Source organism: uncultured Nostoc sp. (assembly GCF_937863485.1).
Lineage (GTDB): Bacteria > Cyanobacteriota > Cyanobacteriia > Cyanobacteriales > Nostocaceae > Nostoc.
In genome coordinates this window covers 13,590-37,310 of the sequence record NZ_CALMFY010000213.1, presented here as the reverse complement: position 1 = coordinate 37,310, position 23,721 = coordinate 13,590, and the positions used below count along the sequence as shown (strand labels likewise).

Genomic DNA, 23,721 nt, shown 5'->3' with positions numbered 1-23,721 from the left:
TCTTTGCGCTCTTTGCGTCCTTTGCGGTTCGTTAACCAAAATCCATGAAACAAACCATATCTCCTTCCCCTTGGACATACATACCCACCCTCTACTTTGCCTCCGGCATCCCTTACGTCATCATCAACACAGTTTCCGTAATCTTTTACAAAAAACTCGGAATAGATAATACTCAAATCACCTTGTGGACAAGTTTTCTCTATCTACCTTGGGTCATCAAAATGTTTTGGGGCCCAATTGTCGATATTTACTCTACCAAACGCAAATGGATACTTTACACCCAATTTGCCATGTTCTGCTGCTTGGGTTTGATAGCCTTCTCCTTACAACTGCCAAATTTCTTTTTCATCTCCCTCGCAACATTAACAATAGGAGCATTTATTTCTGCAACTTATGATATTGCTACAGATGGCTTCTATCTGCTGGCTTTATCTCCTGAACAACAAGCCTTCTTTGTCGGTATTCGCTCACTGTTTTATAGACTTGCTGTAATCTTTGGCTCTGGAATATTAGTAGTTTTAGCAGGTCAGCTTGAAGTATCTCTCAATAACATTCCTTTAAGCTGGACAATAGCTATTGGCTTCTCAGCTTTAATTTTAGCAATCGTGTTTATTTTCCATCGTCTAATTTTACCCTCACCTGAATCAGATAATTGGCAACAAATACAAGCTAGGGAAAATATACCCTTTTGGTCAATCATTAGCTCATATTTTGCTCAAGAGAAGATTATAGCCATTTTAGCATTTATCTTACTCTACAGATTTGGCGAAGCAATGCTTGTTAAGATAGCCTCTTTATTTTTATTGGACAAACCAGACGTAGGGGGCTTAGGGCTATCAACATCAGATGTCGGGTTAGTCTACGGGACATTTGGGGTAATATCCCTGATTTGTGGAGGAATTTTAGGAGGTTTGTTCATTTCTAAATATGGATTAAAAAAGTGTCTGTTTCCTATGGCTTTAGCTTTGAATTTACCTGATATATTTTATGTATATATGGCTTACACCAAACCTTCGCTAACATTAGTGTATCCCTTGGTTTCTTTAGAGCAATTTGGGTATGGGTTTGGATTTACCGCTTTTAGTGTTTATTTAATGTATATTTGCCAAGGCGAATATAAAACTTCTCATTTTGCTATTTCCACTGGCATCATGGCTTTAGGAATGATGCTACCAGGCTTAATTAGCGGTTATTTGCAAAAAGCATTTGGCTATCCATTATTTTTTATCTTAGTATGTTTGCTGACGATTCCTGGAATGATTGCTCTCTTTTTTATACCTTTAAAATCAGAACCGAAGCGTCAGAATAATTAACATTATTACAGATCATGAGTTATGTTTTGGGAATAGATGGCGGCGGTAGCAAGACTGTTTGTGTCTTGATGGATGATTTGCGTCAAGTGCTAGGTCGTGGTGAAGCAGGCCCATCTAATTATCAGAGTATAGGTATCGAAGCAACTTTACAATCTATTCAATCTGCAATTCAGAATGCAGTTGAGACAACAATAATTACAAATACCCTGAAGATTAATGCGATATGCCTGGGTTTAGCAGGTGTAGGTCGTGCAGCAGATATCAAAGTAGTAAAAGGTTTAGTGCAAGAGTTGCAGAATAATAAATCTCTGCCTATTACTTGGGCATTACAGCCAGCGAATATTGTAATTTGTAACGATGCTTTAATTGCTTTAGTCGGTGGAATTGGTCAGCCAGTAGGAGTTGTGGTTGCAGCAGGTACTGGTTCGATAGTTTTTGGGCGAAATCATCAGGGACATACTAAGCGAGTCGGAGGCTGGGGGTACATTTTAGGAGATGAAGGTAGCGCCTATAAAATTGCGATCGCTGGTATGAACGCAGCATTAAAATCTGCTGATGGACGTGAGATGTCAACGAGTTTGATAGAAGGTTTCAAACAGTATCTTGATTTAGAAAGTATAGAAGATTTAATAGAAGTAATATATCGCCGAGAATGGGGAGTCAAACAGATAGCTGCTTTAGCACCAATTGTAGATTTTGCAGCAGCGTCAGGTGATATAGTAGCGAATATCATCATTGATGATGCTGTAAAAGAGTTAGTAAAAGCTACATCTACAGTAATTGATGCAATTTTTAGTGCTGACTCAGTTTTAGAAGTAGTTACAACAGGAAGTGTGTGGCGGGGGAAATGCAAGATCCATGAAAGATTTGCAGCATCAATTGTTAAGAAGTTTCCTGAAGTAAAGGTGATTTTTCCGAGGTATGAACTTGCTTATGGTGCTGGTTTGTTAGCGTTGCAGACAACTCAAATTTGACGGGCTACTAACTGTTAAGCAAAGAAAGCAATAATAGGAGTTTTCAGTTTGCAAATATGCGCCCCAAGAAAGTTATTATTTCAGACCAAGCTGCGGTGGTAGCACTAGAATCATAACGATAACCGTCGTCGCGCATGAATGTATGTTCTGCTTCATACAAGAAAACTTGGTGAGGTATGTTAGCATTCTCAATTGCTTTTATTATGGTTTGACGATCGCTATCTGGTATATGAGGGTCAAGAGTACCAAATACCATTAGCATCTCGCCTTTGATTTCACTTACTCTCTGGATTGTATCGGCTACCTCTTTACCTAGTTTGCCACTGGGAATACCAGTAGGGTAACAGCAGACACAAGCCCGAATTTCGCTTTGAAATGCGGCGCGGAAAGCTAAATGTCCACCAATACAAAAGCCGAAAGTGCCTATTTGATTTGGAGAAACCGCACTCTCTGCTTTCAGAAATTCAATCACCGCAAGGCAATCGGCATCATAATCAGCTACAGAGGTTCGACGTGCATCGTCATTACCCCGCATCCGTCCAAGATCGTCTGGCTCAATTACTAAGCCAACTGGCTCAATTCGGTGAAAAATTTCTGGGGCTGCTACTACATAGCCGTATCCTGCTAAGTAGTTAGCTAGACGAATCATTGGATCACCTAACTGATAAATATCACTGTAGAAGACAATACCAGGGTATTTTCCTGCTGCTTTGGGAGCCGCTACATAAACACGCATTAAGCTGCCATCTACTCTTAATTCAACATTGCGCTTAGTGATTTGCACTTTTTTATCTCCGTGTTACGCTTGCTGTCATTAGCTTCTACACTGTAGCGCCGCAGTATCCGGTTACTTTAAACCCACAATTTGGCGTTTTTCTGCCATGACTGCGATCGTTTAATATCCCCAGTGAAGTTTATTGCGATCGCCTTAATACTGAATAACTAAGTATTAAATTTTATAAAGTAAGGAATTGGGCTATTTAGATCGTCTGTGATATGAATCAAAAAAATATTCTTACTTGGGGTGATGTAGCTTACGCTTCCCGAATTGCAACTGTAGGATCAAAGCAGGAATGGGAAGCATTAGAACTGATTTGGCAAGCATGGGAAATAATAATCCAAGCTGGACTTACAACTTATTCTAATAAACCTGAATTTTTGCAAGTGATCATACGCTTTGTTGCTCTTGTAAGTTTTTACCTAGAATTATTAAACGAGGATGATTGGCAATACTATGTTTATTATTACATGAGCAAGTGGATTAGAGCTATTAGAATGGCTGATGCTTCTCTCCAATACATAATCGAATGTGTAGATAGTTTAGCTTTACCCCTAGTGCCAAACTCAAAATTAGATAGCTTACTTTTATATTCTATAGATATTGCTTTACAGGAAATTATACAATTACTAATAGACAATCTTGACAGTAATTCAATGTTATTTAAAGCAGGACAGGGAATTAAAGATCAACAATTTGAAGAAGAATATGATTTCCAAAGAACAGATGCTGAACTAATTAGTGAAACTATATTAGTGGAAAAAATAATTAAATCATCTGAGAAACATGAAGATTTTTATGAAGATAACCAATTTTTAAAATATGAAGTCGCAATTATAGAAATATTTGAAAATCAAGAAAATATGGATAAAATATACCTATCAGACACAGATTTTATAAGTTTTGATAATTCTGGTCATTTTGATGATTTTGAGCAATCACAACAAGTTATGGATGCTGCTAATCAAGTATTCAGGTTTTTCTCTTCATATAAATTAAAACCTAAGCATTCTATTAAGCGAATTTATGAGGAAACTGGGTTTAATGAAACAGAGTTAGAACGCTGGAAACGTACAATTAATCGCAAAAAGCAAATAATCTTATATGGTTCTCCTGGAACAGGAAAAACCTTTATTGCTGAACACCTTGCAAAACATTTAATAGGTGGTAGTGATGGCTTCTCAGAATTGGTGCAATTTCATCCCGCATACTCTTATGAGGATTTTATTCAAGGTATACGTCCTCAAAGCCAAGATGGACAATTAACATACCCTTTGCTTCCAGGCAGTTTTCTAAAATTCTGCAAAGAAGCAGAGGATCATCAAGGAACTTGTGTTTTGATCATTGATGAAATAAACCGCGCTAATCTCGCACAAGTTTTTGGTGAATTAATGTATTTGCTTGAGTATCGAGATAGAGAAATTCCATTAGCTGGCGGTAACAACTTTCGTATCCCAAAAAATGTCCGCATTATTGGGACAATGAATACAGCAGATAGGTCTATTGCCAATATAGATCATGCGCTACGCCGCCGCTTTGCATTTATTGAACTTCGCCCAAACTATGATGTGCTGCGAAGTTATCACCGAAAAAGAGGTTTTGCAGTAGAGGGATTAATTAACATTTTACAGCAATTAAATCAGGCGATCGCAGATAAAAACTACGAAATTGGTATTTCATTCTTTTTAACAGACAACCTACGTGAAGATATAGAAGATATATGGCGCATGGAAATTGAGCCATATTTAGAAGAATACTTTTTTAACCAGCTAGAAAAAGTAGATCAGTTCCGCTGGAATAAAATTAAAAATAAACTATGGATATAAACCCAGCACAACCAATAATTATTGACATTACAGAATACGAAAGTAAATCATTTCAGTGTGGTGAAATACCCTATCCAGCCGGGGTTGAGTTATACGAGAAATACAAAACACAAGTAGATATAGAATTTCCTACCTATACAACGAGACAACATTGGAAACTCAAAGCTAAAGGATGGGTAGGTTACATTCCTGTAACTCCTGAATTGCATCTAAAAATAAATCCGAAAGTGCCTATCCAAAACCTCTTCGGAATGCTGGAATATGCCTACAATTTAAAAGGGTTTCGCTTTCTCGAAGGGCTGATGGATTGTAAATCTCTAGAGAATTTTTATAATAATCTGGCTCATATCTTAGCCGATAAAGTTTTAGAACGGTGCCGCAAAGGATTATATCGTACTTACTTGCCTAAAACACAGCAGCTTTCTTATGTGCGGGGAAGGCTAGATGTGCGACAGATAATTCAAAAGCCGTGGAATGTTAAACTTAAATGCGATTACGAAGAACATACGGCTGATATTAAAGAAAATCAAATCCTGGCATGGACACTTTATATCATTGGTCGTAGCAGTTTATGTTCAGAAAGAGTATCACCAACAGTACGAAAAGCTTATCACGCTTTACAAGGATTAGTAACGCTGCAACCTTGTAGCGCAGAAGATTGTATCGCCAGACAGTATAATCGCCTCAATCCAGACTATCAACTATTACATAATTTATGCCGATTCTTTTTAGAAAATAGTAGTCCTAGTCATGAGAGGGGAAATCACAAAACCCTACCCTTTCTCGTCGATATGGCACATTTATATGAACTTTTTGTTGCAGAATGGCTTCAGAAAAACACGCCACAAGGCTATTTTATCAAACAACAACATCCAATAGAAATTAGTCAGAATCGGCACTTCAGTATAGATATATTACTGTGTGATGCTGCTACTGGTAAAACAATAGCGGTTTTGGATACAAAGTATAAAACCCCGGAACTCGCAGAAAATACAGATATTCACCAGATGATCAGCTACGCTAACACAACAAAATGCAAGCAAGCCTTTTTGATATACCCCAAAGACTTGACACAGCCACTAGATATTAAAAGTGGCGAAATCAGAGTCAACAGCCTCACCTTTTCCCTAGATGATAATCTTGATCGCGCAGGTCAAACCTTCTTAAAAAACCTTTTTCTCTTAATCGCCTCAGAACTCACACGGATAATTAGTAAAGGGGATAGATGACATTCGCTTGTGGCGAAGCACCCATCCCCGAATAGCTGCCCAGAGAATGAACCTGGAATCCTATAGTCCGGTATCTAATCATCCCAGTATCGGCTTAGATATGTCGATTGTCACTGGGATAGATACTGATTTCCGAAATACCTACGAAAAGATTGTTACACAATTACTCTTTTTTACCCTTACTTCCGCCTCCCATCGTCAACAGCGCCGTTCCGTAAGCTGCTTCTGTATATACTGACGCTACTACAGGAACCTGCAAATGACGCGCCCTAATTGCAGTCCAAATATCATTCGCCGCGCCACCGCCAGCAGTGTAAACACGGCTCAACTTGTCTGCGCCCATTTGCTGTAATAATTCATACCCTCGCGCTTCTATGCGGGCAATGCTTTCTAACAACCCATGCAAAAATTCCACTGGATCATCTGGGCGTGGTTCCAAACGTGGGGGTAGATTGGGATCATTAATCGGAAAGCGATCGCCTGCTTTCAATAATGGATAATAATCTAACTCACTGGCTTTTGATGCATCAATCTCCCGGCTAAAGCTTTCTAACTCAGCGTTTGTGAAAAATTGCTTAAGTACTGCACCCCCAGTATTAGAAGCACCCCCAGTCAGCCACAAATCACCCAACCGATGGCTGTAAATCCCATATCTGGCATCTTCTACACGGGTACGACTTAATAACTTTAGTACCAATGTTGAACCAAGGGAAGTCACGGCTTCACCAGGTAATTTTGCCCCACTGGCGAGAAAAGCGGCAATACTATCAGTTGTACCTGCACATACCTGACAATCACGGCACAAACCGAACTTATCGGCAATTTCAGGGCGTAATTTTGCAATGGGAGTCCCAGGAGTTAAAACTTTGGGTAGCTGTATCGGTATTTGCAGCTTTTCTAACCATTCTGGGTATTTCAACTCTTCTACGTCATAACCCAGCTTTAAAGCATTGTGGTAATCGCTAATCCCTAAATACCCATGTAGGAGAAACGCCAGCCAATCTGCTTGATGCAGGAAATATCTAGCTTCGCTAAAAGAGGGTAATTGCCTCATCCACAAAAGTTTGGCGAGGCTGGAGGTGGCACTCAACACGGTATGATTGGGGGGTGCTATGCTCCTCAAATGCTCTAGCACCAATGATCCCCGCGCATCGTTATACAACAATGGTGCATCTATTGGATTGCCAACAGCATCGACTAGCAAGACGGTAGAAGAAGTACCATTAATTGCGATCGCTTTAATTTTTCGCCGCAATTGGTCAGGTATTTGTTCCACCAGCACAAATAAAGCTTGCTGCCAAATTTTTGGCATAACAGAGGCTGGTGAATCCTGGAAGGGATATCGCACCTGTGCCTGGATATAAGAAGCTTCCTCGTCAATTACCACACCGCGGGCGCCAGATGTGCCGAAGTCGATACCCAAATACAAATTCATAATTTTTATCAATCCCGGATTTATCCGTGGAGTCAATCCAAAATCCAAAATCTAAAATCCAAAATTGTCTGACCAATAACTGCTTTTGTTGCATCTTGTAACAAGATATTCCCCAATCTTGGCAAAACAAGGAAAAGTAGTAAACGAACTGTTCAAAATCTATTCAGGTTAGGAGGTTTTCAGCCATGCCTATCTTAGATACTCTGTACATTGCTCAGATATCTTCCATCTCAGATACTCAAGTCTACATCGCTCTAGTTGTGGCGCTGATCCCAGGAGTTCTAGCTTGGCGATTAGCCACAGAACTTTACAAATAACGCTACGATGTGACACAGTTAAAAAGCTAATAATCCTGGCAGTACGGGGTGCAATTTCCTTTCTTCTTGTGGCTTTATGCCATAAATAGCTAGGAAACTGGCACTTACGTAAGCCAGGTTATTTTTTAACTGCTGCAACACTTGTAGTTATTTCAAAAAAATGAAGTAATATGACAGCTAAATCAAGCAGTAATTAGCGCCAGAACGCTTTTACAGTGCTTCCCTTCATTAAACGAGGTTATTTTTTAGCATCATGAACGCGATTCAACCCTCCAAACCACCGTTACAACCTATACAAAAACGCCGGGTCACTCCTCGACCAAAGCGGCATCTTCGTCAACGTTCTTACCAGGTGATGGCACTGGAAAGCACAGCCAAAATAGCGGTTAATCTTGCCGTTACAGCCGTTGCAGCATCTGCATTAGCACAACTTTTGCCTTATCATTGGTTACAGCAAGAAAAGTTGCGAGAAATTGGTACTGAAGTCAAGCTGATGGAAGGACATGTGAATGGTTTGCAGGCGAAATTTGGCCGTAACTTCGATCCTCAGCAAACTAAAACTATTATGCAAGAACAAGGATACCGATTTGATCCCAGCCAGCGTCGGGTCGTGTTGATGAATCAGGATCGCCGAGAAGATGAACAAACTGAGTCATCACCCTAAGACAAATCGCGAATTTGGGATTATTCAGGTTTCTTGTGATTCAGGCTACGGATAAACCGGGTGTTAATTTATATTATTGCTAATAAATAATGGTTAATAGCTAATTTTTGAATAGCTATGTAGTTATCATCTATTAGTCATTAGCGATACAGCGTCACTAAATTTCAATTCAAAATTTAATCAATTATTTTGAATTTTGAATCCTCCAGAAGAACTCATCTACCAATTAGGACGTTGATTCAGATAGCAACTCGTTTAGCCAATTTTTGAGTTGTAAACGCAAGCGACAACCAGTAATATCCTTACTGTTGTCGATAGAGGGCAGTTGAGTGAGGGCGCGACGATAATCAGCGATCGCACAATTCCAGTCGCCCCAAAGATGGTAAGTCCTGCCGCGTTCAGCCCAGATATGACCTTCTAGTTGACCCAAAAGCAGTGCTACCTCAAAATTCTCAATTGCCTCCTCATATTGCCCCAAGTCACGCCAGGTAATGCCTCGGTTAATCCACGCCCGGACATGGCGAGGATTAAAATTAATTGCTTGATCGTAGTCCGCAAGTGCTGCTGCTAATTCTCCACAAGCAGCGTAGTAATTTGCCCGATTATTATAAGCACTAGCCAAATTGGGATTGATTTTGAGGGCAGTATTATAGTCGGAAAGCGCTTTTTGCTTTTCACCACTTTGGAAATAAATTAGCCCCCGGTTGTTGTAATCAACCGCATTGTGCGGATGGCGGGAAATTAGTTGGCTTAAAAGTGCGATCGCCTCAGTATAATCTCCTTGTTGAGCCGACTTCAAAGCACAAGAGCGTAAGTAGCTATCCCCTAAAGTAGATTCGCTGCGATCGTTCATCCTCTGCTCTTGAAAATTTATTGTATAATTTAAAACATATTTGTATTGCTTACTTTGCTGGTCATCGTCAGCTAAAAATGAGTGAGTATTCATCTTTTCCTACATTAAATCAATGCTTTTGGAAATAAAATTATAGTTTTTTACTGCTAGTGGTTTTACCACTGTGTCTATTTCTAAGGTATTTAGGGTTACATTAAAGCTATCTCAAGAGAGAACTTAACTTAGCCGCATAAGAGAAATTTACGCCCTAAATAAACAATTGCTCCTCAAACCTAATCATGGATACTTGATCCCGAAGTTAAATTCCAGAAATAGCAGATGTTAATCTCAAAGACTAGTCAAGTAGTGAGAGCGACAAATTGGTAGAATGCCAACAAGCCGTTCATTAAACAGGGGATGAGCAGGATAAGGGATAAGGGGAATCTGGAAGAGAACAATTAATACCCAATGCCCCATGCCCTGTTTGGCCAATGCCCCATCCTCTGGATTCAATTTTTAAGTTTTGAGAAATTTTCCGATGACAACTGCAATTTCCTATCCCAATGCCCCTGATTTAGCAACCGATGATTATATTGTTATCGGCTTGGCAACCTGCTTCGTCAAAGAAGATGGAGAAGTTTATCAAATCGAAGTTATAGAACCGATTCCCTCCGCGGCTTTGGAAGCGCTTTTAAAGGGCATCCCTACCTCCTATAAGCTGGCTCATGCAACAACTTTGGGATCTGTGCTGGATGGCGATTCACAACTGTTGCCAGATGGCTTCCCAGAGTCGGCTCAGTTTGGAGAGGAATTTGTGCCACGGGCATTTGCAGCAGCTCGTACCTACAAGCGTCGTGAATCTGCAAAATCTCTGATTCCATTAGGTACAAACTACACTGAGTTTAAGTATTCCATTGAGCGGAAAAGGGTGTTAAACGCCGCTAGAGTTGTCACTAAAGAGGACAACGTTAAACAGCATTCTCACACTCACAAAGTTCTTTAAGTAATTATGCTAAAACTCTACGGCAGTACTAGGAGTCGAGCGTCAATTGTTCACTGGTATTTAGAGGAACTAGGAATTCCCTACGAATTTGTCAAGCTCGATATGCAGGCGGGTGAACATCTCCAGCCTGCATATTTGGCAATTAATCCAGTTGGTAAAGTTCCAGCAATTGTTGATGGAGATTTTAAACTTTGGGAATCTGGGGCAATTTTGCTATATCTTGCTGATAAGTACGGTAAAACTTCAGTTTCAGCAGAGGAACGTGCTGTATTTTCCCAATGGGTGTTGTTTGCCAATGCGACCCTTGGGCCAGGAATTTTTGTAGAAGCAAGTCGGGATCGGGAAATGCCCCGCTTGTTAACTCCATTAAATGAAATTTTCAGTAAGCAACCTTTTCTGCTGGGTAATGAATTCACTGTTGTCGATGTGGCAGTGGGGTCTATTCTGAATTACATTCCCATTATGCTGAAGCTAGACCTCAGCTCCTACCCGGCGGTGTTGAATTATATGAAGCAGTTATCTGAGCGTCCAGCATTTCAAAAAAGTATTAGCGGACGGTCTTGATTGTAGCTGTTTTCAATGCAGTGAAATACAAATTGTTCGTAGGGGCTAGATATGTCATTGGTGCAGGACTTACGCAAAATCATGATAAAACGAACCGCAAAGGGCGCAAAGGACACAAAGGAATAAGAGTTTCAGAGAGTTCTTGCGTAAGTCCTGTGGTGTTAACTTAAGCCAAAAGCCTTTTCAAACCTCGTTTCCAGCCCCTGGCTGGAAATGCTGTTTATTGCGGTGTCGCGAGTCAGGAAGGCGGAGCCTAAGAGTATGCATTCCTAGTCTCCGACTAGGAACGAGACAATCTCTAAAAGCTATTTATAGACTGGTTTTAACGTTAAGTTGACACCAATGGATAGCGATGCGCCCCTATCCTGTATTACATCCAAACAAAAAAAATCACAAAACTTATTTTGGGTGGGCATTGCCCACCATACAAATCTTTTAACGATAATTTGTAAATTGCAAAGCTACTGGGTAATCTTCTTGTTTCAGCCGCTGCATGACTACTTGTAAGTCATCTTTAGATTTGGCAGAAACCCGCACAACATCCCCTTGGATTGAAGCTTGTACCTTTTTGAATTCGTCGCGAATCAATTTGGAAATTTGTTTGGCGATTTCCTGACTGATGCCTTTTTTGAGTTTGATTTCTTGACGGACGCGATTACCACTAGCTGATTCAACTTTGCCAAAATCAAAGATTTTCTGGGAGAGGTTACGCTTGGCGGCTTTTTCCCGCAGGATGGTGTGTACAGAATCTAAGGTAAACTCGCTATCAGTACTAACGTTAATACTTTCTTCGACTAACTCGACAGTAGTTTGAGTGTCTTTGAGGTCGTAACGACCTTTGATGTCTCGGATAACTTGATCGACAGCGTTAACCAACTCTTGTCGGTCAAAGTCGCTCACAATGTCAAAGGAAAAAGTAGAAGCCATAAAACATTTTGGATTTTAGATTTTGGATTTTGGATTGGGTATTGGGAAAACTTTTTCCCAGTCCCCAGCCACAACTCCCCAATTAACTAGTAGCTTGGATGATGCTCAAGAAAAAGAGAGTGGCAGAGCCAAGGATGCCAATGCCAAACATCAGCGATCGCAAAAGGGGTATATTCAAAATATAAAAAATTGAGTATAGCAAACGGGCCACCACAAAGGCGATCGCAGCCAGTTGTGCTGTAGAAGAATTTACACCAGTTACATATGCCATCAAGGCCGCTGCCGCAAACACCATAAACGCTTCAAAGGTATTCTGATGTGCCCAAGTAGCTCGTTGGGCGTATGGTGGCAATTTCTCAAACATAGCACGAGGAGTAGAAAACATTTCATACCCAATCTGTGCACGGGCATAAGCTACCACCAAAAATGGTAAGTAAATCAGAACGGCAGCAGCAGCGATCGAGTACAAAAAAATTATCATTACTTATTAGTTATTGGTTATTAGTCATCAGTCATCAGTCATCAGTCATCAGTCATTAGTCAAATATAAAAGACAAATGACAAAAGACAAATGACAAATGACTAATCAAAGTAGAAGAGGGTCACTACTTTTCTTTGTTCTTCTGCATCTTGACAAGTTTGTAACAGGGTACCACTGTCGTGAAATGCAAAGCAGATCAGTTGCTGGCAACGAGAGACAATTTCCTTGTTGCACAGGTAACTAGCTTCAGCAAGTGACAGATTATCATTACTGGAATTTTCCACTAGATGCATTACCTGTTCTAGTTGCTGGCGCGATTCCAAAGGCTGGCGTTCCAGGCTTTGGGGTAGAATCACCGTTAACAAATTCGGATCAGCCCGCGTTGCTCCCTTGATGGCAGCTGAATTTGTACCTGTAGCACCTGAAGTAATGATGCGATTACCCGATAAAACTAGGGCATATGTCATCATTTCAATAAGATTCTGATGCGTAATCGGGACGTGACGAGAACCCAGCAAGGCAATTCTTTTAGAACCCGTTTGCTGGATTGTCGCCAGTTCCTGCGCTAATGTATCGAGGTTAATAAGGTCTGTTGATTGGCTCAAAGATAGACATAATCCGATTAAACGACCCAGATATTTTACCAAACAGCGTGTAGATGCGAGGCGAACCTGAGTTAGACTTTGCTACAATTTTTCGATTGTTTGGATTACTTGGTCACACCAAGCCAGCCAATGTGTTTCATAAGTAATGCCATTCAGGAGAGTCAAATACTGAAATTTTGCTGATTCTGGGAGTTCTTGCGGATTCTGAAAGCATTCTTGTTCTAAATCCTTGTACGTAGATAATTTTTTTAAGTGGGCTTTTCGGTGACGCTCTAGCTCTGCCAAGATCATCTGGTTAGAAGCAATATGCCCAGCAAAAATTTTAACAAGCAAATCATCTTTAATCGGTGTGGGTTCACAAGGTTGAGCAATCCACTCTTTGAGCTGCTGTTCTCCCAAGTCTGTAACCTTGTAGAGCTTTTTATCTGGGCGTCCTGCTTGAACAATTGACTCGGAACTAATCCATCCTTGATCTTCTAGCTTCGACAACTCCCGATAAATCTGCTGGTGACTTGCTGACCAGAAAAAGCCTACAGAGCCATCGAATCGTTTTGCTAAATCATACCCACTACAAGGCGCGTCAACCAGAGCAGCTAATATTGCGTGCGCTAATGCCATAATTTTGAATTCACCACTTGACATATGCAACTAATTGCATAAAATGTTTATATGCAATTAGTTGCATATTAAGCTAAAACAGCAAGGAGTAATAGATGCCTCAAGTAATACAGGGACGATTTACAGCCGAGATTAATCAACCCTTTGTTGTGTTTCTGATTGGAATGCGAATTAATAAATTCTTCGCTTTTTCCAAATGGATTCCCACAGCTAGGGCAATGTCGCCCATGCTACGAAGCCTTAATCAGAATCCTGAAAAAGGGTTTTTAGGAGGAGAAACTTTTGTTTACTGGCGAGGAGTGGGATTGATTCAGTATTGGCGATCGTTCGAGGATTTGGAGCGTTTTGCCAGAAATCCAGCTGATGCACATCTAGAAGCTTGGCAAAGGTTTAATCAAGCCATTGGTGCTGATGGCAGTGTCGGCATTTGGCACGAAACTTATTTAATCGAACCGGGAAGATATGAGGCGGTTTATGGGAATATGCCTGTGTTTGGATTAGCTGCTGCAACTAAGCACGTCCCAGCTATGGGGCGGAAAGAGACAGCACGCCGTCGCCTGGGAGGTGACAGCGAGCCAGCTGTGCCTTCGCCAATAATACAGCCCTCTAACTGATGACTGAGCATTGATGCTCTTGAATTGTTTGAGTTGATCAGCCTAAGACAATGCTGCTGCCGGAGTTAAACCCAGTTTAGATAACAGGCGGTCAATGTCAAAATGCTCAGACATCAATTGGCGAATGCACTGAACTTTAATCGGCTCGTGGAGTCGGACTTGCCCGAAAGTGCGGTCAACAATTTCTACAGTGGTGAGGGTGTCTAAGTCAACAGATAAAATCGGGATTTCTAGTTCTTCAGCGCGACTGAGAATGAACGGCGGCGGTGGTAGTTGTCCGGTGAGAATTAAACATTGGGTAGAGGTTTCCAAAGCAGCTTGCTGAATTTCCACGCGATCGCCTCCTGTTACCACTGCCATATTCCGGCGTTTGCGGAAATACTTCACAGCGGAGTTGACATTCATCGCTCCAATTGCCAGACTTTCCACCAACAAATCTAGGCGATCGTTGCCACAGAGAACATCAGCCTTTAACTGCTTGACTAGTTCGCCAACACTGACACTGCGGAGCAAATCGCTGTTCGGCAGCATTGCTAGCACCGGAATCCCCTGCTGTTCCAAAAATGGGCGCAAGAGAGTGTCAACCGCTTCTAGTTGGGTGAGTGGGATATCATTGATCACAACTCCAATCAAGCGATCGCCCACACGCCCTTTAGCAGCCAATAGCGCCTCAACCGAAAGCAACGATTTATAGCGGGTTACTAACAGCACAGCAGCATCCAAGACTTCAGCCATTTGCAGCAAAGACAAGTCAAACAAATTGCCTTCGGACAAATCACCAGGCCCCTCCAGTAACACCAAATCTCCTTGGGACATTTGCAAATATTGCTGTGTTAGGGACTGTTGATAATCGGTTTTGTCTTCCCCCCGCAAGCGCTTTTGCACATTTAGTTCATCCAAAGCCAGCATTGTAGGTGCAACACGGTTTTCCGGCAAATTGAGGCTAAGAGCGATGAACTGGACATCTTCCTCAATTACGGTTCCACTAGACAAATTCAAACACGTACCGAGCGGTTTACCGTAGGAAATATCTAGTCCTTTTTGCTGTAGCTGATGAGACAAACCCAGAACAGTTGCAGATTTACCGCTGTAAGTCTCGGTTGATCCAATCAGCAAATATTTAGGGGATTTTGGCACACATGCACTCCTAATTTCAAAAGTCAGAAGAACCCAGCTAGGTGTTTCCTAATTCTAGTTCCTTCTGGCAAAAGCTCTCGCTCTCACAAGTTAAGGTTTCCCAGAATTACCTTCTAATTGAACAAGCAGGGAGCAAGTGCTGAAGAGACTCTATAGGTGGGAGAAAGGGTGCGGTGGAGAGGAATTTTCCCCCTGCTGCCCCCTGCTCCCTGCCCAATTATTTGTAGAATATCGGGGCTGGGGCAGAAGGAAGATATCTATGTTATCCGTATTTTGATCAGAAAATTGCTTTGACAAATATGAATTATAGATGAATATAAACTTGTCAATAGTAATATTCAGTAATTTTTAAATTTACGATTAATCTGGTTGACTTATATGAAACTTATATGGCAGTATAAATACACAGGTTTCTGGCACATAGTTTCAGAAATTCTACAGGTTATAAAGGAAATTTAGTCAGCTTTGAGGATTGCATTATCCCCAAATAAAAAACCTGTTAATAATAATTACTTAACATGATGTGCTGAAGTAGAGGAATTTTAAAAACTCTAGATTTTAGTTTGACTAAGCGCTCTCAATTTTTTTAATTGAGATTGCAATAACGTTTTTAATTATTCACTTTCATGATATTGAAGTGAAGTGGATTTTTGTGAATAAATAACACTTAAAAAGATGAAACTATCTACCACTGAATTAAATTCTGTAGAAACCCAATTTATACTTAACATTTTTTTTGAACTTCAAGATAGTTTGGTTAAAGGTTGGCAAGACTTTAATACAAGTGACAACCTCAAGATACTTAACGGATTTTTTGAATTTCTTTTAAGGGCTGGATTCGACGAAAGTGAGTACAGGAAAGCAATACCTAACCCTGCTTATGACAATGGTGCTAAATTGATTGGTAAACCTTTCTTGGAAACGGCAAGTAAATTTGAAGTTTATTTTGATGAAATTTTTCCGGGAAGCTTTTCTGAATCAAAAGAAGCACAAAAGGAAGGTTTTGATGTTCGCTTCTTTAAGCTAAAAGCTTTTTATCACAATAAACCTTTGTGTCTATTTTTACTCAAGTTTCCTCATTTTCATGAGAAGTTTGGCTTTCCACTATCACCAGAATTAGAAATTTTAGAATTGTATTGATTGCAGAAAAGACCCAGCGTCAGTCAAAAATCCTGAATCTGGGTCAGCCCCTTCCCTACGGGACGCTCTTGCATTCGGGGAAGTCAAAAGTCAAAAGTCAAAAGTCAAAAGTCAATTAAATAGTTGACAAAAAAAGCTGCGATCGCACTAGATGATCCTCCCAACGCTTCTTTGAAAATGTAGCAGGGGAGGATCTAATACTTAGCTTCAAGCCACAAGTTGTAAAGAGCGCACTCGCGGCATAATTTCTTGGGCAAAGCGCGTCATTTCTTGGGCAAAGGGATTGAATTGCAACATAAAAGTCTCAATTCCGACATCAACAAAATCTGCAACTCTTGTAGCCACCGTGTCGTAGCTCCCAACCAGCCCTGCTGCTGTGCCACCATTGCCGCCAACAGCTGGATTTTTGGCAAAGAGTTGGAACATCACGGCTTCTGGATCAACTCCCTTGGCAACACTTAATTTCAAGTGTTCTTCTTGCTTCTGGAGTGCCATAAGTCGCTCAAGTTCTGCTTGGGCTTCGGCATCGGTGGAACGAGCAATCACAAAGGCTGATAGACCAAAGCGCACTGGTTTGGGTAGCGATCGCGGTCTACTTAAAACTTGTTTAATCACCTTGCGGACATCCTCAATCGGTTGACCGTTAATGAAGTAGATATCTGCCTGTTCAGCAACTAATATTTGCGCCGGATCAGATGCCCCTCCAAGGTAGATGGGAGGATGCGGTTGGGCGATGGGAGTGGGCCGAAAACTCAAATCCTCTATTTTGAAGTATTCGCCTTGGAAGTTAATCCTCTCGCCACTCCAGAGGGATTTGACAACCCGTAACCACTCACCCGAATAGCGGTAGCGCTCATCGTGAGGTGGGAAGGGAATATTAGTGCGCTCCATCTCTGGTTTAAACCAGGCACTGATCAAATTTATCGCAAAACGTCCACCACTGATGGCATCAATGCCTAACGCCATCTTCGCCAAAACTGCTGGATGGAATAGCAGGGGTTTAATTGCAGCGATGATCTCAATTCGTTCTGTGGCTTCAGCCAAGGCTGCACATGCCGTCCAGGTTTCTAACTGTTCTAATTCTAGACTGCGGGGGTTGGCGATGTGCTGCGCTACTAAAGTACTGGCATATCCCAAACGCTCTGCTTCTAAAATAAGCGATCGCGTGCGCTCATAACTTGCATTCACAGGTTCCTCTGGGGTGTTGAGAGGGCCAAAATTGCCACCAACAGGCGCCCAAATCCCATAACGTGGTTCTGACATAGTTAACTCCTAGTAAAAAGTTAGTTACAAATTCCCGAACCGAGTATTAATTAGTTCTGGGGATCTAAATCCCTGTTACAAAACTGAATTACAAATTACGAATTATTTAATTGAGTCCTAAAGAATCCCTTAAAGTGTTGCCTGTATATTCTTTACGGAATAACCCACGTTTTTGTAATTCCGGTATCACTAAATCGACAAACTCATCAAAAGAGCCGGGAAGATAAGCAGGCGAAATCACAAAACCATCCCCAGCCTGTTCGTGAAATAGGGCTTCTAGTTTGTCAGCAATTTGAATAGGAGTACCAACTAGTTGCGGTACAGCTAGACTTCTCCCATAAATTTTGCCTAAATCTCTCAGCGTTATAGTTTTATCTAAACTCAGTCTTTGAACTACAGCTAACAGTTTTTGATAATCTTGAGCTTCAACTTTTTCCACAGATTGATCTAAAGAATATTGCGACAGATCAACGCCTAAATGATTCGACATAGTTAATAAACCAGCCATAGGATGTACTAACTCATTGTGGAAAGCTTGCTTTTCTTGAGCAATAGTTTCTGTCTCACCTACAAATGGCATCACCGCAGGTAGAATTTTACAGGTGTCTGGCTTGCGCCCATATTTAGCCATACGAGTTTTAATATCTTGGTAGTAGGATTTCATGGCTGTGGAATTGGGACTAATTTCAAAAATTAATTCCGCCCATTTTGCAGCAAACTCTCTACCTTTATTAGAAGCACCAGCTTGAATAATCACCGGACGACCTTGGGGAGAGCGAGGCACAGTCAATGGTCCCCGTGACTTCAACCATTGCCCCACATGATGAACATAATTCACCTTGGAGGGGTCAGCAAAGATGCCGTTTTCCTTATCCAGAACTAATGCCCCTTCTTCCCAGCTACCCCAAAGTTTGCAGGCGACTTCGAGAAATTCATTCGCGCGATCGTACCGGAGATCGTGTTCTAGATGCTCGTCGAAGCCAAAATTACCTGCTTCACTAGCCCTACTTGAAGTTACTACATTCCACGCAGCCCGCCCTCTGCTGAGGTGGTCGAGGGTGGCAAATCCCCGCGCCAGGTCGTAGGGTTGATAGTAAGTAGTAGAACGGGTAACACCAATACCAATATGCTTGGTAACAACTGCCATAGCAGTAGCAAGCACTAGTGGATCTAGCCTGAGTGCCCCTTGAGCGCCATATTTCAGACTCTCGGTAAAACTACCACCATAGGTATCGGGCATTGTTAAAGAGTCAGCGAAAAACACCAAATCGAACTTGCCACGTTCTAATACACGGGCAATATTCTGATAATATTCAGGTTCGAGAAAGCCTAACTCAGTTCTGGGATGACGCCAAACGGCATGAGAGTGAACAACTTGTGAAGCAAGTAAGAAACCCGCTAGATGTATTTGTCTCATCTTAAAAGCTCCTGTCTTTTTTCCAACCTTTTTCTGAAAAATAGACTGATTGTAAAAATATGAATTTAATATTTGGAAACACAGATAAACACTCAGACTCCTCTTTGTGTCCGTCTGTGGTTTAATCTCAAGAAATAATCTAGTTTTGTAAAATCAGGGTTTAGTAAACCCACAGTCTTGGGCTAGTTGAAGGAGCGTCTTGGCTCTTGCGTAACTCGGATCACAGGGAGACTGTGGGTGGTTCATTGCTCTGGAGTTACTGCCAACGCAAATCCAAATTCTGTAGCATGGTTCAGCCATAGCTGGCTTTACTCTTGTACTAGGGGCTTTTAACATTTGACTCGGACTTAGGGCGTGAGCATTTGGGTTAATTAATTAACCTATCGATACTACGGTAAATTGGTCAATAAGTCGTAGTATCGTAACTGAGTATGAACATCTCACAGATAGCGAGAAAAAGCAAGAGCATTGACATTCTCTTCGGCAAGATCGAATTTTGAAAAACTGTAGTGTTTAGTGAGGAAAATCTCAATGATTATCGATCCCTCCCAGAACGATCCACGAAATACCTATCAATTACTTGTTGGTTCAGTGGTTCCCCGACCGATCGCTTGGGTGTCAACGATCGCCAGCGATGGTACGCCCAATGTCGCACCTTTCAGTTTTTTTATGGGCGTGACAGCTAGCCCACCCACTCTAGCCATCTCCAGCGGTCTACGACGCGGATCTAAAAAAGATACTTTAGCGAATATAGAGCAGTCGGGTGAACTAGTCGTTAACATAGTTGTTGAAGAATTGGGGGAACAGATGAACGCTACCAGTGGAGACTTTCCGCCAGATGTGGACGAATTTCAAGTAGCGGGACTAACTCCTGCTCCCTCAAAACGAGTGCGTCCGCCACGAGTCGCTGAATCACCCATTAATATTGAGTGTGTGCTGAAGCAAGTAGTTTATCTAGGCAATGAAGGTAGCCAATCGGGATTAATTATTGCTGAGGCAGTGCTGTGGCATATTCGGGACGATTTACTTACACCACAAAACACAATTGATGTCGCCAAGTTACACGCGATCGGTCGCCTGTCGGGCAACTGGTATACTCGTACTCAGGATTTGTATGAGATTATTCGCCCGACTTAAAGAATATTCGCAAGATGAGTTTTTTGGAGATAGATTTTTTACAATTTCACGCCCGAATTCTTAAAGAGGCGGAACTTCCACAGTTAACTGAGCTTTGTATTGCGTGTACAGATTTTTTCCAGCTTGTAGAGCAACAACCAGGCTCAGAGAAAACTGCAAGAGAAATTTTGCAGGAGCGTCCGTCAAATTTACCGATCAGCCACAAGATAGTGTGGGGATTTGAGAAAGATTTTAAGCTTGTTGGTGTTGTAGAGATACTCCGAGATTATCCTCATAATTGATTAGAATATTCAAATTAACTACTTAATTATATAAATAGCGGATAAAAATCAGCTGCGATCGCAGCCGATTTTTGTTATTTTAAAAAGTATTTAATTCCATCTAAAAAAACTTGGTGATTGAAAGTCCAAATAAATAGCGTAGTGGCGAAAGCAAGCTACGCCTAGCATCAAATATAGGAAAAGAACTCACTTGGAGGGTGAATGCAATTGATGATGCCATTGCAGATGAATTAGCACTACCAAGTATTGCGATCGCTTCCGGCAGACTGGAAGCGATCGCAGTGAAAAGGATTCAAGACTTTCCTCAAAAACCCAACACCTGCATTGATTTTTCAAGTACTTCTTTGGGGCGAAATGGTTTCGTTAGATATAAGTCTGCACCAACCTCAATTCCTTTTTGTTTATCAAATTCCTGTCCCTTAGCTGTCAATATCACAATGTAGATGTCAGTCATTTGCAGGTCGTGTTTAACAATGTGGCAGACTTGCAGACCATTCATTTTAGGCATCATTACATCGAGAAAAACCAGGTTTGGTTTTTCAGTTTTAATAGTTTCGAGAGCTTCTTCTCCATTTCTAGCAGTTAAAAGTTCAACCCCTTCATCTTCTAATGCTTCTAGGGCTTGTTCCATCAAAATCAAGATATTGGGTTCATCGTCAACAATCAGAATTTTCTGGGTCATAAGGATTGGGGATTGGGAATTGGGAATTGGGCACTTGTACTGAACGACTTGTGCCGAGCGTACTCCTACGGGGAAGCAAGCTACGCGTAGCGTCTCCAAGAGTTGTCGAGGTAAGTCGAGGTAAGCCGTAAAGCCTGCGGCTATAGCTACGCCCTAAGCGCCAGCCTCTCCAAGAGTTGTATTGGGGATTAGAAGAATTCTTTGCCAGTCCCCAGTCTCTAGTAGCAGCGATTACTGTTCTGACAGCATAATAAAAAATACATTTTCCAACTCTTTCTCAAAGCGTAGGGTTTTCACCAAATCAGCTTCTTGAGAAAACATAGAATCGATGATGATCATGTCAGGTTTGGCTGACAAGGCTTTATGGATGCATTCTTGCGGATTCGAGGCTTCAATCACGCTGTATCCCTGAGTTTGTAGTACATCTGATAGGGTTTTTAAGGCTGATGCATTTTTATTTACAACCAATACCTTTTTACTAGAAGTGCCCTGGTAAAGCAGTGAGCCAATTTCGTTGAGGAGTTTCTCTGTGTCAATGGGCTTGGTGAGATAGCGATCAATGCCAATGTGGTAGCCCCGTTCCTTGTTTTCAATAATTGACAGAATAATGATCGGAATGTCTGCGGTCTGAGGATCATTTTTGAGAACAGCTGCCACATCAAAGCCGTTGATTTGGGGTATCATCACGTCCAAGAGAATCAGATCGGGACGGGCTATTTTGATTTGATGAATTGCATCCATACCGTCTTTCCCTTCCCGAACGTTGTAGCCTTCATTTTCCAGTTGTTGACGGAGCAGTTCTCTAATGTTGGCATCATCATCTACAACCAAGATGGTTTTACGGTTTTGGTTCAATACAGCGTCTCTGGTGATGACGTGTTCTTTGAGTTGTTTGACTAGCGTATCCAGATTCAGATTAGTAGTACCTTCTTGATCGCAGGTGTAGGTGGGAATAATGAACGAGAATATGCTGCCGTTACCTGGTTCACTCTCAACCCAGATTCTACCGCCATGATGATCGACGATTTGTTTACAGATGGGCAGTCCTAACCCTGTGCCTTTGGGCTTGTCGGTGAGGGTGTCGCCTACTTGGCGGAATTTCTCAAATACTTTCGGCTGGTCTTCAAGTGCAATACCAATGCCTGTGTCAATTACGCTGATGCAAACACCGTCGTTTCCTTGTTTGACGCGGCAGGTGACACAACCAGATTCACTAAACTTAACCGCATTGGAAATCAGGTTGATTAAAACTTGCAGCAGACGGTTGCGATCGCCTACGATCTGAGGCAGTCCAGGTTCAATCTCGCAAACCAACTGCAAGCCATTGGTTTCAAATAACCCTGCGGTGGAATTGCTTGCCCAATTGAGTAATTCGCTGGGATCAATGGGCTGCATCTGCCATTCCACCTTACCTGCTTCCATCTTGGCGATGTCCAGGACATCGTTAATCAAAGACGTGAGCCGTTCTGCTTCCGATACAATAATGTTGAGATTGTCACCCACCCGCTTGATGGTTTTCTGAAGCTTGCGGTCTTCGGTAGAAATTATTGGGAACACATCAGTTTCTAGCTTTTCTTTAATGATCGATGCAAAACCGAGAACAGAAGTCAGCGGCGTCCGCAGCTCGTGGGAAACCGTTGAGATAAAGTCGGTCTTCATCTGGTCGATTTTCTTTTCTGCCGTCACATCCCGAATCAGCAGCGCCGAACCAAAGCAGGCAGCAGCTTCCTGATCTGTCGTCTTTTTGAAAATGGCGGTCGCCACAGCCTGACCAATGCGTTCCTTCGTCAGTGGAACTTCGGCAGAGAACACCTCTTTGGGATGGGACTGAGTTCGTGCAACCAGGTCTGTTAAACCAGAGATCGGCAGTTCTCGGTAGTGACCGTTGAGGGCGGTAGCTGTCAATCCATACATGCCTAAAAAGGCAGGATTGAAGTGGGTGATTTGTCCTGCGGTGTCTGCCACCAACAGACCATCTGCTAAGTTATCTAAAATGGCATTTAATCCCTGCGCTTCTGCTAAGGTATTTTGCAGGGCAGCTGTCCGCTCTACAACTCTGGCTTCCAGTTCTTGATTCAGTTGCCGCAAAGCGATTTCTGCTTGTTTGCGGGCAGTGATGTCGGTATTAATTTCTAGCACCGCGCAGGGCTGACGGTCGACGTCCCGTTGTAACGTCCATCGGCTCTCGACGGTAATCAGGCTGCCATCATGGGTGAGATGTTGTACTTCTCCTTCCCAATTACCTTGCTCTAATAACTCTGCGATAATTTCTTGTTTTGGTTTTGGAAAGGTTTTTTTAATAAATGCGTGAATGTATTGGCCTTTCACTTCTTCACGTGTCCAACCGTAGAGAGTTTCGGCACCTTGATTCCAGTACAAGATTTTCTCGCTCATGTCGCGGACGATGATCGCATCGCTGGAATGATTCAACATATCCAATAAACGTTGATTTTCAGCTTCTGCCTGCTTGCGATCGTGAATATC

24 protein-coding genes are annotated in these 23,721 nt (G+C 41.9%); 12 read left to right on the top strand and 12 right to left on the bottom strand.

Annotation, left to right across the window (positions count from 1 at the left end):
• The first annotated feature begins 44 nt into the window (after nt 1–44).
• Together Q0541_RS28445 and Q0541_RS28440 are read left to right on the top strand one after the other, a co-directional pair.
• On the top strand, nt 45–1,313 hold the full coding sequence (locus Q0541_RS28445) for an MFS transporter (RefSeq protein ID WP_298919218.1): 1,269 nt from the start codon (nt 45–47) through the stop codon (nt 1,311–1,313).
• Between the two features lie 14 nt (nt 1,314–1,327).
• On the top strand, nt 1,328–2,287 hold the full coding sequence (locus tag Q0541_RS28440) for an N-acetylglucosamine kinase (RefSeq protein WP_298919214.1): 960 nt from the start codon (nt 1,328–1,330) through the stop codon (nt 2,285–2,287).
• A 43-nt stretch (nt 2,288–2,330) separates the two neighbouring features.
• Here the strand turns inward: Q0541_RS28440 and Q0541_RS28435 are convergent, their stop codons facing one another.
• A complete protein-coding gene (locus tag Q0541_RS28435) occupies nt 2,331–3,071 on the bottom strand; it encodes a dienelactone hydrolase family protein (RefSeq protein WP_298919212.1) in 741 nt (246 codons plus the stop codon).
• Nucleotides 3,072–3,283: 212 nt separating this feature from the next.
• On the opposite strand from Q0541_RS28435, the gene Q0541_RS28430 reads away from it, so the two are divergent.
• Together Q0541_RS28430 and Q0541_RS28425 are read left to right on the top strand one after the other, a co-directional pair.
• Nucleotides 3,284–4,891, top strand: coding sequence for an AAA family ATPase (locus Q0541_RS28430; protein WP_298919210.1), 1,608 nt, complete (start codon nt 3,284–3,286; stop codon nt 4,889–4,891).
• Nucleotides 4,882–6,120: a restriction endonuclease gene (locus Q0541_RS28425; RefSeq protein WP_298919208.1), complete on the top strand. Its 1,239-nt coding sequence runs from the start codon at nt 4,882–4,884 to the stop codon at nt 6,118–6,120. The genes Q0541_RS28430 and Q0541_RS28425 overlap by 10 nt, the downstream gene beginning before the upstream one ends.
• Nucleotides 6,121–6,283: 163 nt before the next feature.
• Here the strand turns inward: Q0541_RS28425 and Q0541_RS28420 are convergent, their stop codons facing one another.
• A complete protein-coding gene (locus Q0541_RS28420) occupies nt 6,284–7,555 on the bottom strand; it encodes an FGGY-family carbohydrate kinase (protein WP_298919205.1) in 1,272 nt (423 codons plus the stop codon).
• 227 nt (nt 7,556–7,782) lie between these two features.
• Between Q0541_RS28420 and psaM the strand changes: the two genes are divergently transcribed.
• Both psaM and Q0541_RS28410 read left to right on the top strand, forming a co-directional pair.
• Entirely contained in the window at nt 7,783–7,872 is a 90-nt protein-coding gene (gene psaM, locus Q0541_RS28415) for a photosystem I reaction center subunit XII (RefSeq protein ID WP_040630342.1), read from the top strand.
• A gap of 253 nt (nt 7,873–8,125) precedes the next feature.
• Entirely contained in the window at nt 8,126–8,536 is a 411-nt protein-coding gene (locus Q0541_RS28410; protein ID WP_298919203.1) for a hypothetical protein, read from the top strand.
• Between the two features lie 226 nt (nt 8,537–8,762).
• On the opposite strand, the gene Q0541_RS28405 is transcribed toward Q0541_RS28410, so the two are convergent.
• Entirely contained in the window at nt 8,763–9,482 is a 720-nt protein-coding gene (locus Q0541_RS28405) for a tetratricopeptide repeat protein (protein WP_298919201.1), read from the bottom strand.
• Nucleotides 9,483–9,906: 424 nt separating this feature from the next.
• Here Q0541_RS28405 and Q0541_RS28400 point away from each other — a divergent pair, with 424 nt between their 5' ends.
• The gene (locus Q0541_RS28400; RefSeq protein ID WP_292738383.1) at nt 9,907–10,371 is read left to right on the top strand and encodes a hypothetical protein; all 465 of its coding nucleotides are present in this window, start codon (nt 9,907–9,909) and stop codon (nt 10,369–10,371) included.
• A gap of 6 nt (nt 10,372–10,377) precedes the next feature.
• Nucleotides 10,378–10,935, top strand: coding sequence for a glutathione S-transferase family protein (locus Q0541_RS28395; RefSeq protein WP_298919197.1), 558 nt, complete (start codon nt 10,378–10,380; stop codon nt 10,933–10,935).
• A 435-nt stretch (nt 10,936–11,370) separates the two neighbouring features.
• On the opposite strand, the gene Q0541_RS28390 is transcribed toward Q0541_RS28395, so the two are convergent.
• The 4 genes from Q0541_RS28390 to Q0541_RS28375 form a co-directional block, all read right to left on the bottom strand.
• Complete coding sequence (locus tag Q0541_RS28390) at nt 11,371–11,862, bottom strand: YajQ family cyclic di-GMP-binding protein (protein ID WP_273767944.1); 492 nt, start codon at nt 11,860–11,862, stop codon at nt 11,371–11,373.
• An 82-nt stretch (nt 11,863–11,944) separates the two neighbouring features.
• The gene (locus Q0541_RS28385) at nt 11,945–12,343 is read right to left on the bottom strand and encodes an MAPEG family protein (protein ID WP_298919193.1); all 399 of its coding nucleotides are present in this window, start codon (nt 12,341–12,343) and stop codon (nt 11,945–11,947) included.
• A 101-nt stretch (nt 12,344–12,444) separates the two neighbouring features.
• Complete coding sequence (locus Q0541_RS28380; protein WP_298919191.1) at nt 12,445–12,948, bottom strand: DNA recombination-mediator protein A; 504 nt, start codon at nt 12,946–12,948, stop codon at nt 12,445–12,447.
• Between the two features lie 81 nt (nt 12,949–13,029).
• Nucleotides 13,030–13,566, bottom strand: a complete 537-nt coding sequence (locus Q0541_RS28375) for a PadR family transcriptional regulator (RefSeq protein WP_298919189.1) — start codon at nt 13,564–13,566, stop codon at nt 13,030–13,032.
• Nucleotides 13,567–13,661: 95 nt separating this feature from the next.
• Here Q0541_RS28375 and Q0541_RS28370 point away from each other — a divergent pair, with 95 nt between their 5' ends.
• Nucleotides 13,662–14,180 carry a DUF4188 domain-containing protein gene (locus Q0541_RS28370; RefSeq protein WP_298919188.1) on the top strand — a complete coding sequence of 173 codons (519 nt, stop codon included), beginning with the start codon at nt 13,662–13,664 and terminating at the stop codon, nt 14,178–14,180.
• 42 nt (nt 14,181–14,222) lie between these two features.
• Here Q0541_RS28370 and Q0541_RS28365 read toward each other — a convergent pair whose 3' ends face one another.
• A complete protein-coding gene (locus Q0541_RS28365; protein WP_298919185.1) occupies nt 14,223–15,317 on the bottom strand; it encodes a phosphotransacetylase family protein in 1,095 nt (364 codons plus the stop codon).
• A gap of 675 nt (nt 15,318–15,992) precedes the next feature.
• Between Q0541_RS28365 and Q0541_RS28360 the strand changes: the two genes are divergently transcribed.
• Nucleotides 15,993–16,457, top strand: coding sequence for a hypothetical protein (locus Q0541_RS28360; protein ID WP_298919183.1), 465 nt, complete (start codon nt 15,993–15,995; stop codon nt 16,455–16,457).
• A 207-nt stretch (nt 16,458–16,664) separates the two neighbouring features.
• Here Q0541_RS28360 and Q0541_RS28355 read toward each other — a convergent pair whose 3' ends face one another.
• Together Q0541_RS28355 and Q0541_RS28350 are read right to left on the bottom strand one after the other, a co-directional pair.
• Nucleotides 16,665–17,720, bottom strand: a complete 1,056-nt coding sequence (locus Q0541_RS28355) for an LLM class flavin-dependent oxidoreductase (RefSeq protein WP_298919181.1) — start codon at nt 17,718–17,720, stop codon at nt 16,665–16,667.
• A gap of 106 nt (nt 17,721–17,826) precedes the next feature.
• Nucleotides 17,827–19,137, bottom strand: a complete 1,311-nt coding sequence (locus Q0541_RS28350) for an LLM class flavin-dependent oxidoreductase (RefSeq protein WP_298919179.1) — start codon at nt 19,135–19,137, stop codon at nt 17,827–17,829.
• A gap of 531 nt (nt 19,138–19,668) precedes the next feature.
• Between Q0541_RS28350 and Q0541_RS28345 the strand changes: the two genes are divergently transcribed.
• The gene (locus Q0541_RS28345) at nt 19,669–20,274 is read left to right on the top strand and encodes a flavin reductase family protein (protein ID WP_298919177.1); all 606 of its coding nucleotides are present in this window, start codon (nt 19,669–19,671) and stop codon (nt 20,272–20,274) included.
• Between the two features lie 14 nt (nt 20,275–20,288).
• Nucleotides 20,289–20,555 (top strand): hypothetical protein, encoded by a 267-nt coding sequence (locus tag Q0541_RS28340; protein WP_298919175.1) that lies wholly within the window; start codon nt 20,289–20,291, stop codon nt 20,553–20,555.
• Nucleotides 20,556–20,859: 304 nt separating this feature from the next.
• Here Q0541_RS28340 and Q0541_RS28335 read toward each other — a convergent pair whose 3' ends face one another.
• Both Q0541_RS28335 and Q0541_RS28330 read right to left on the bottom strand, forming a co-directional pair.
• Complete coding sequence (locus Q0541_RS28335) at nt 20,860–21,237, bottom strand: response regulator (protein ID WP_190894307.1); 378 nt, start codon at nt 21,235–21,237, stop codon at nt 20,860–20,862.
• Between the two features lie 231 nt (nt 21,238–21,468).
• A partial coding sequence (locus Q0541_RS28330) for an ATP-binding protein (protein WP_298919168.1) occupies nt 21,469–23,721 on the bottom strand: 2,253 nt, incomplete at its 5' end.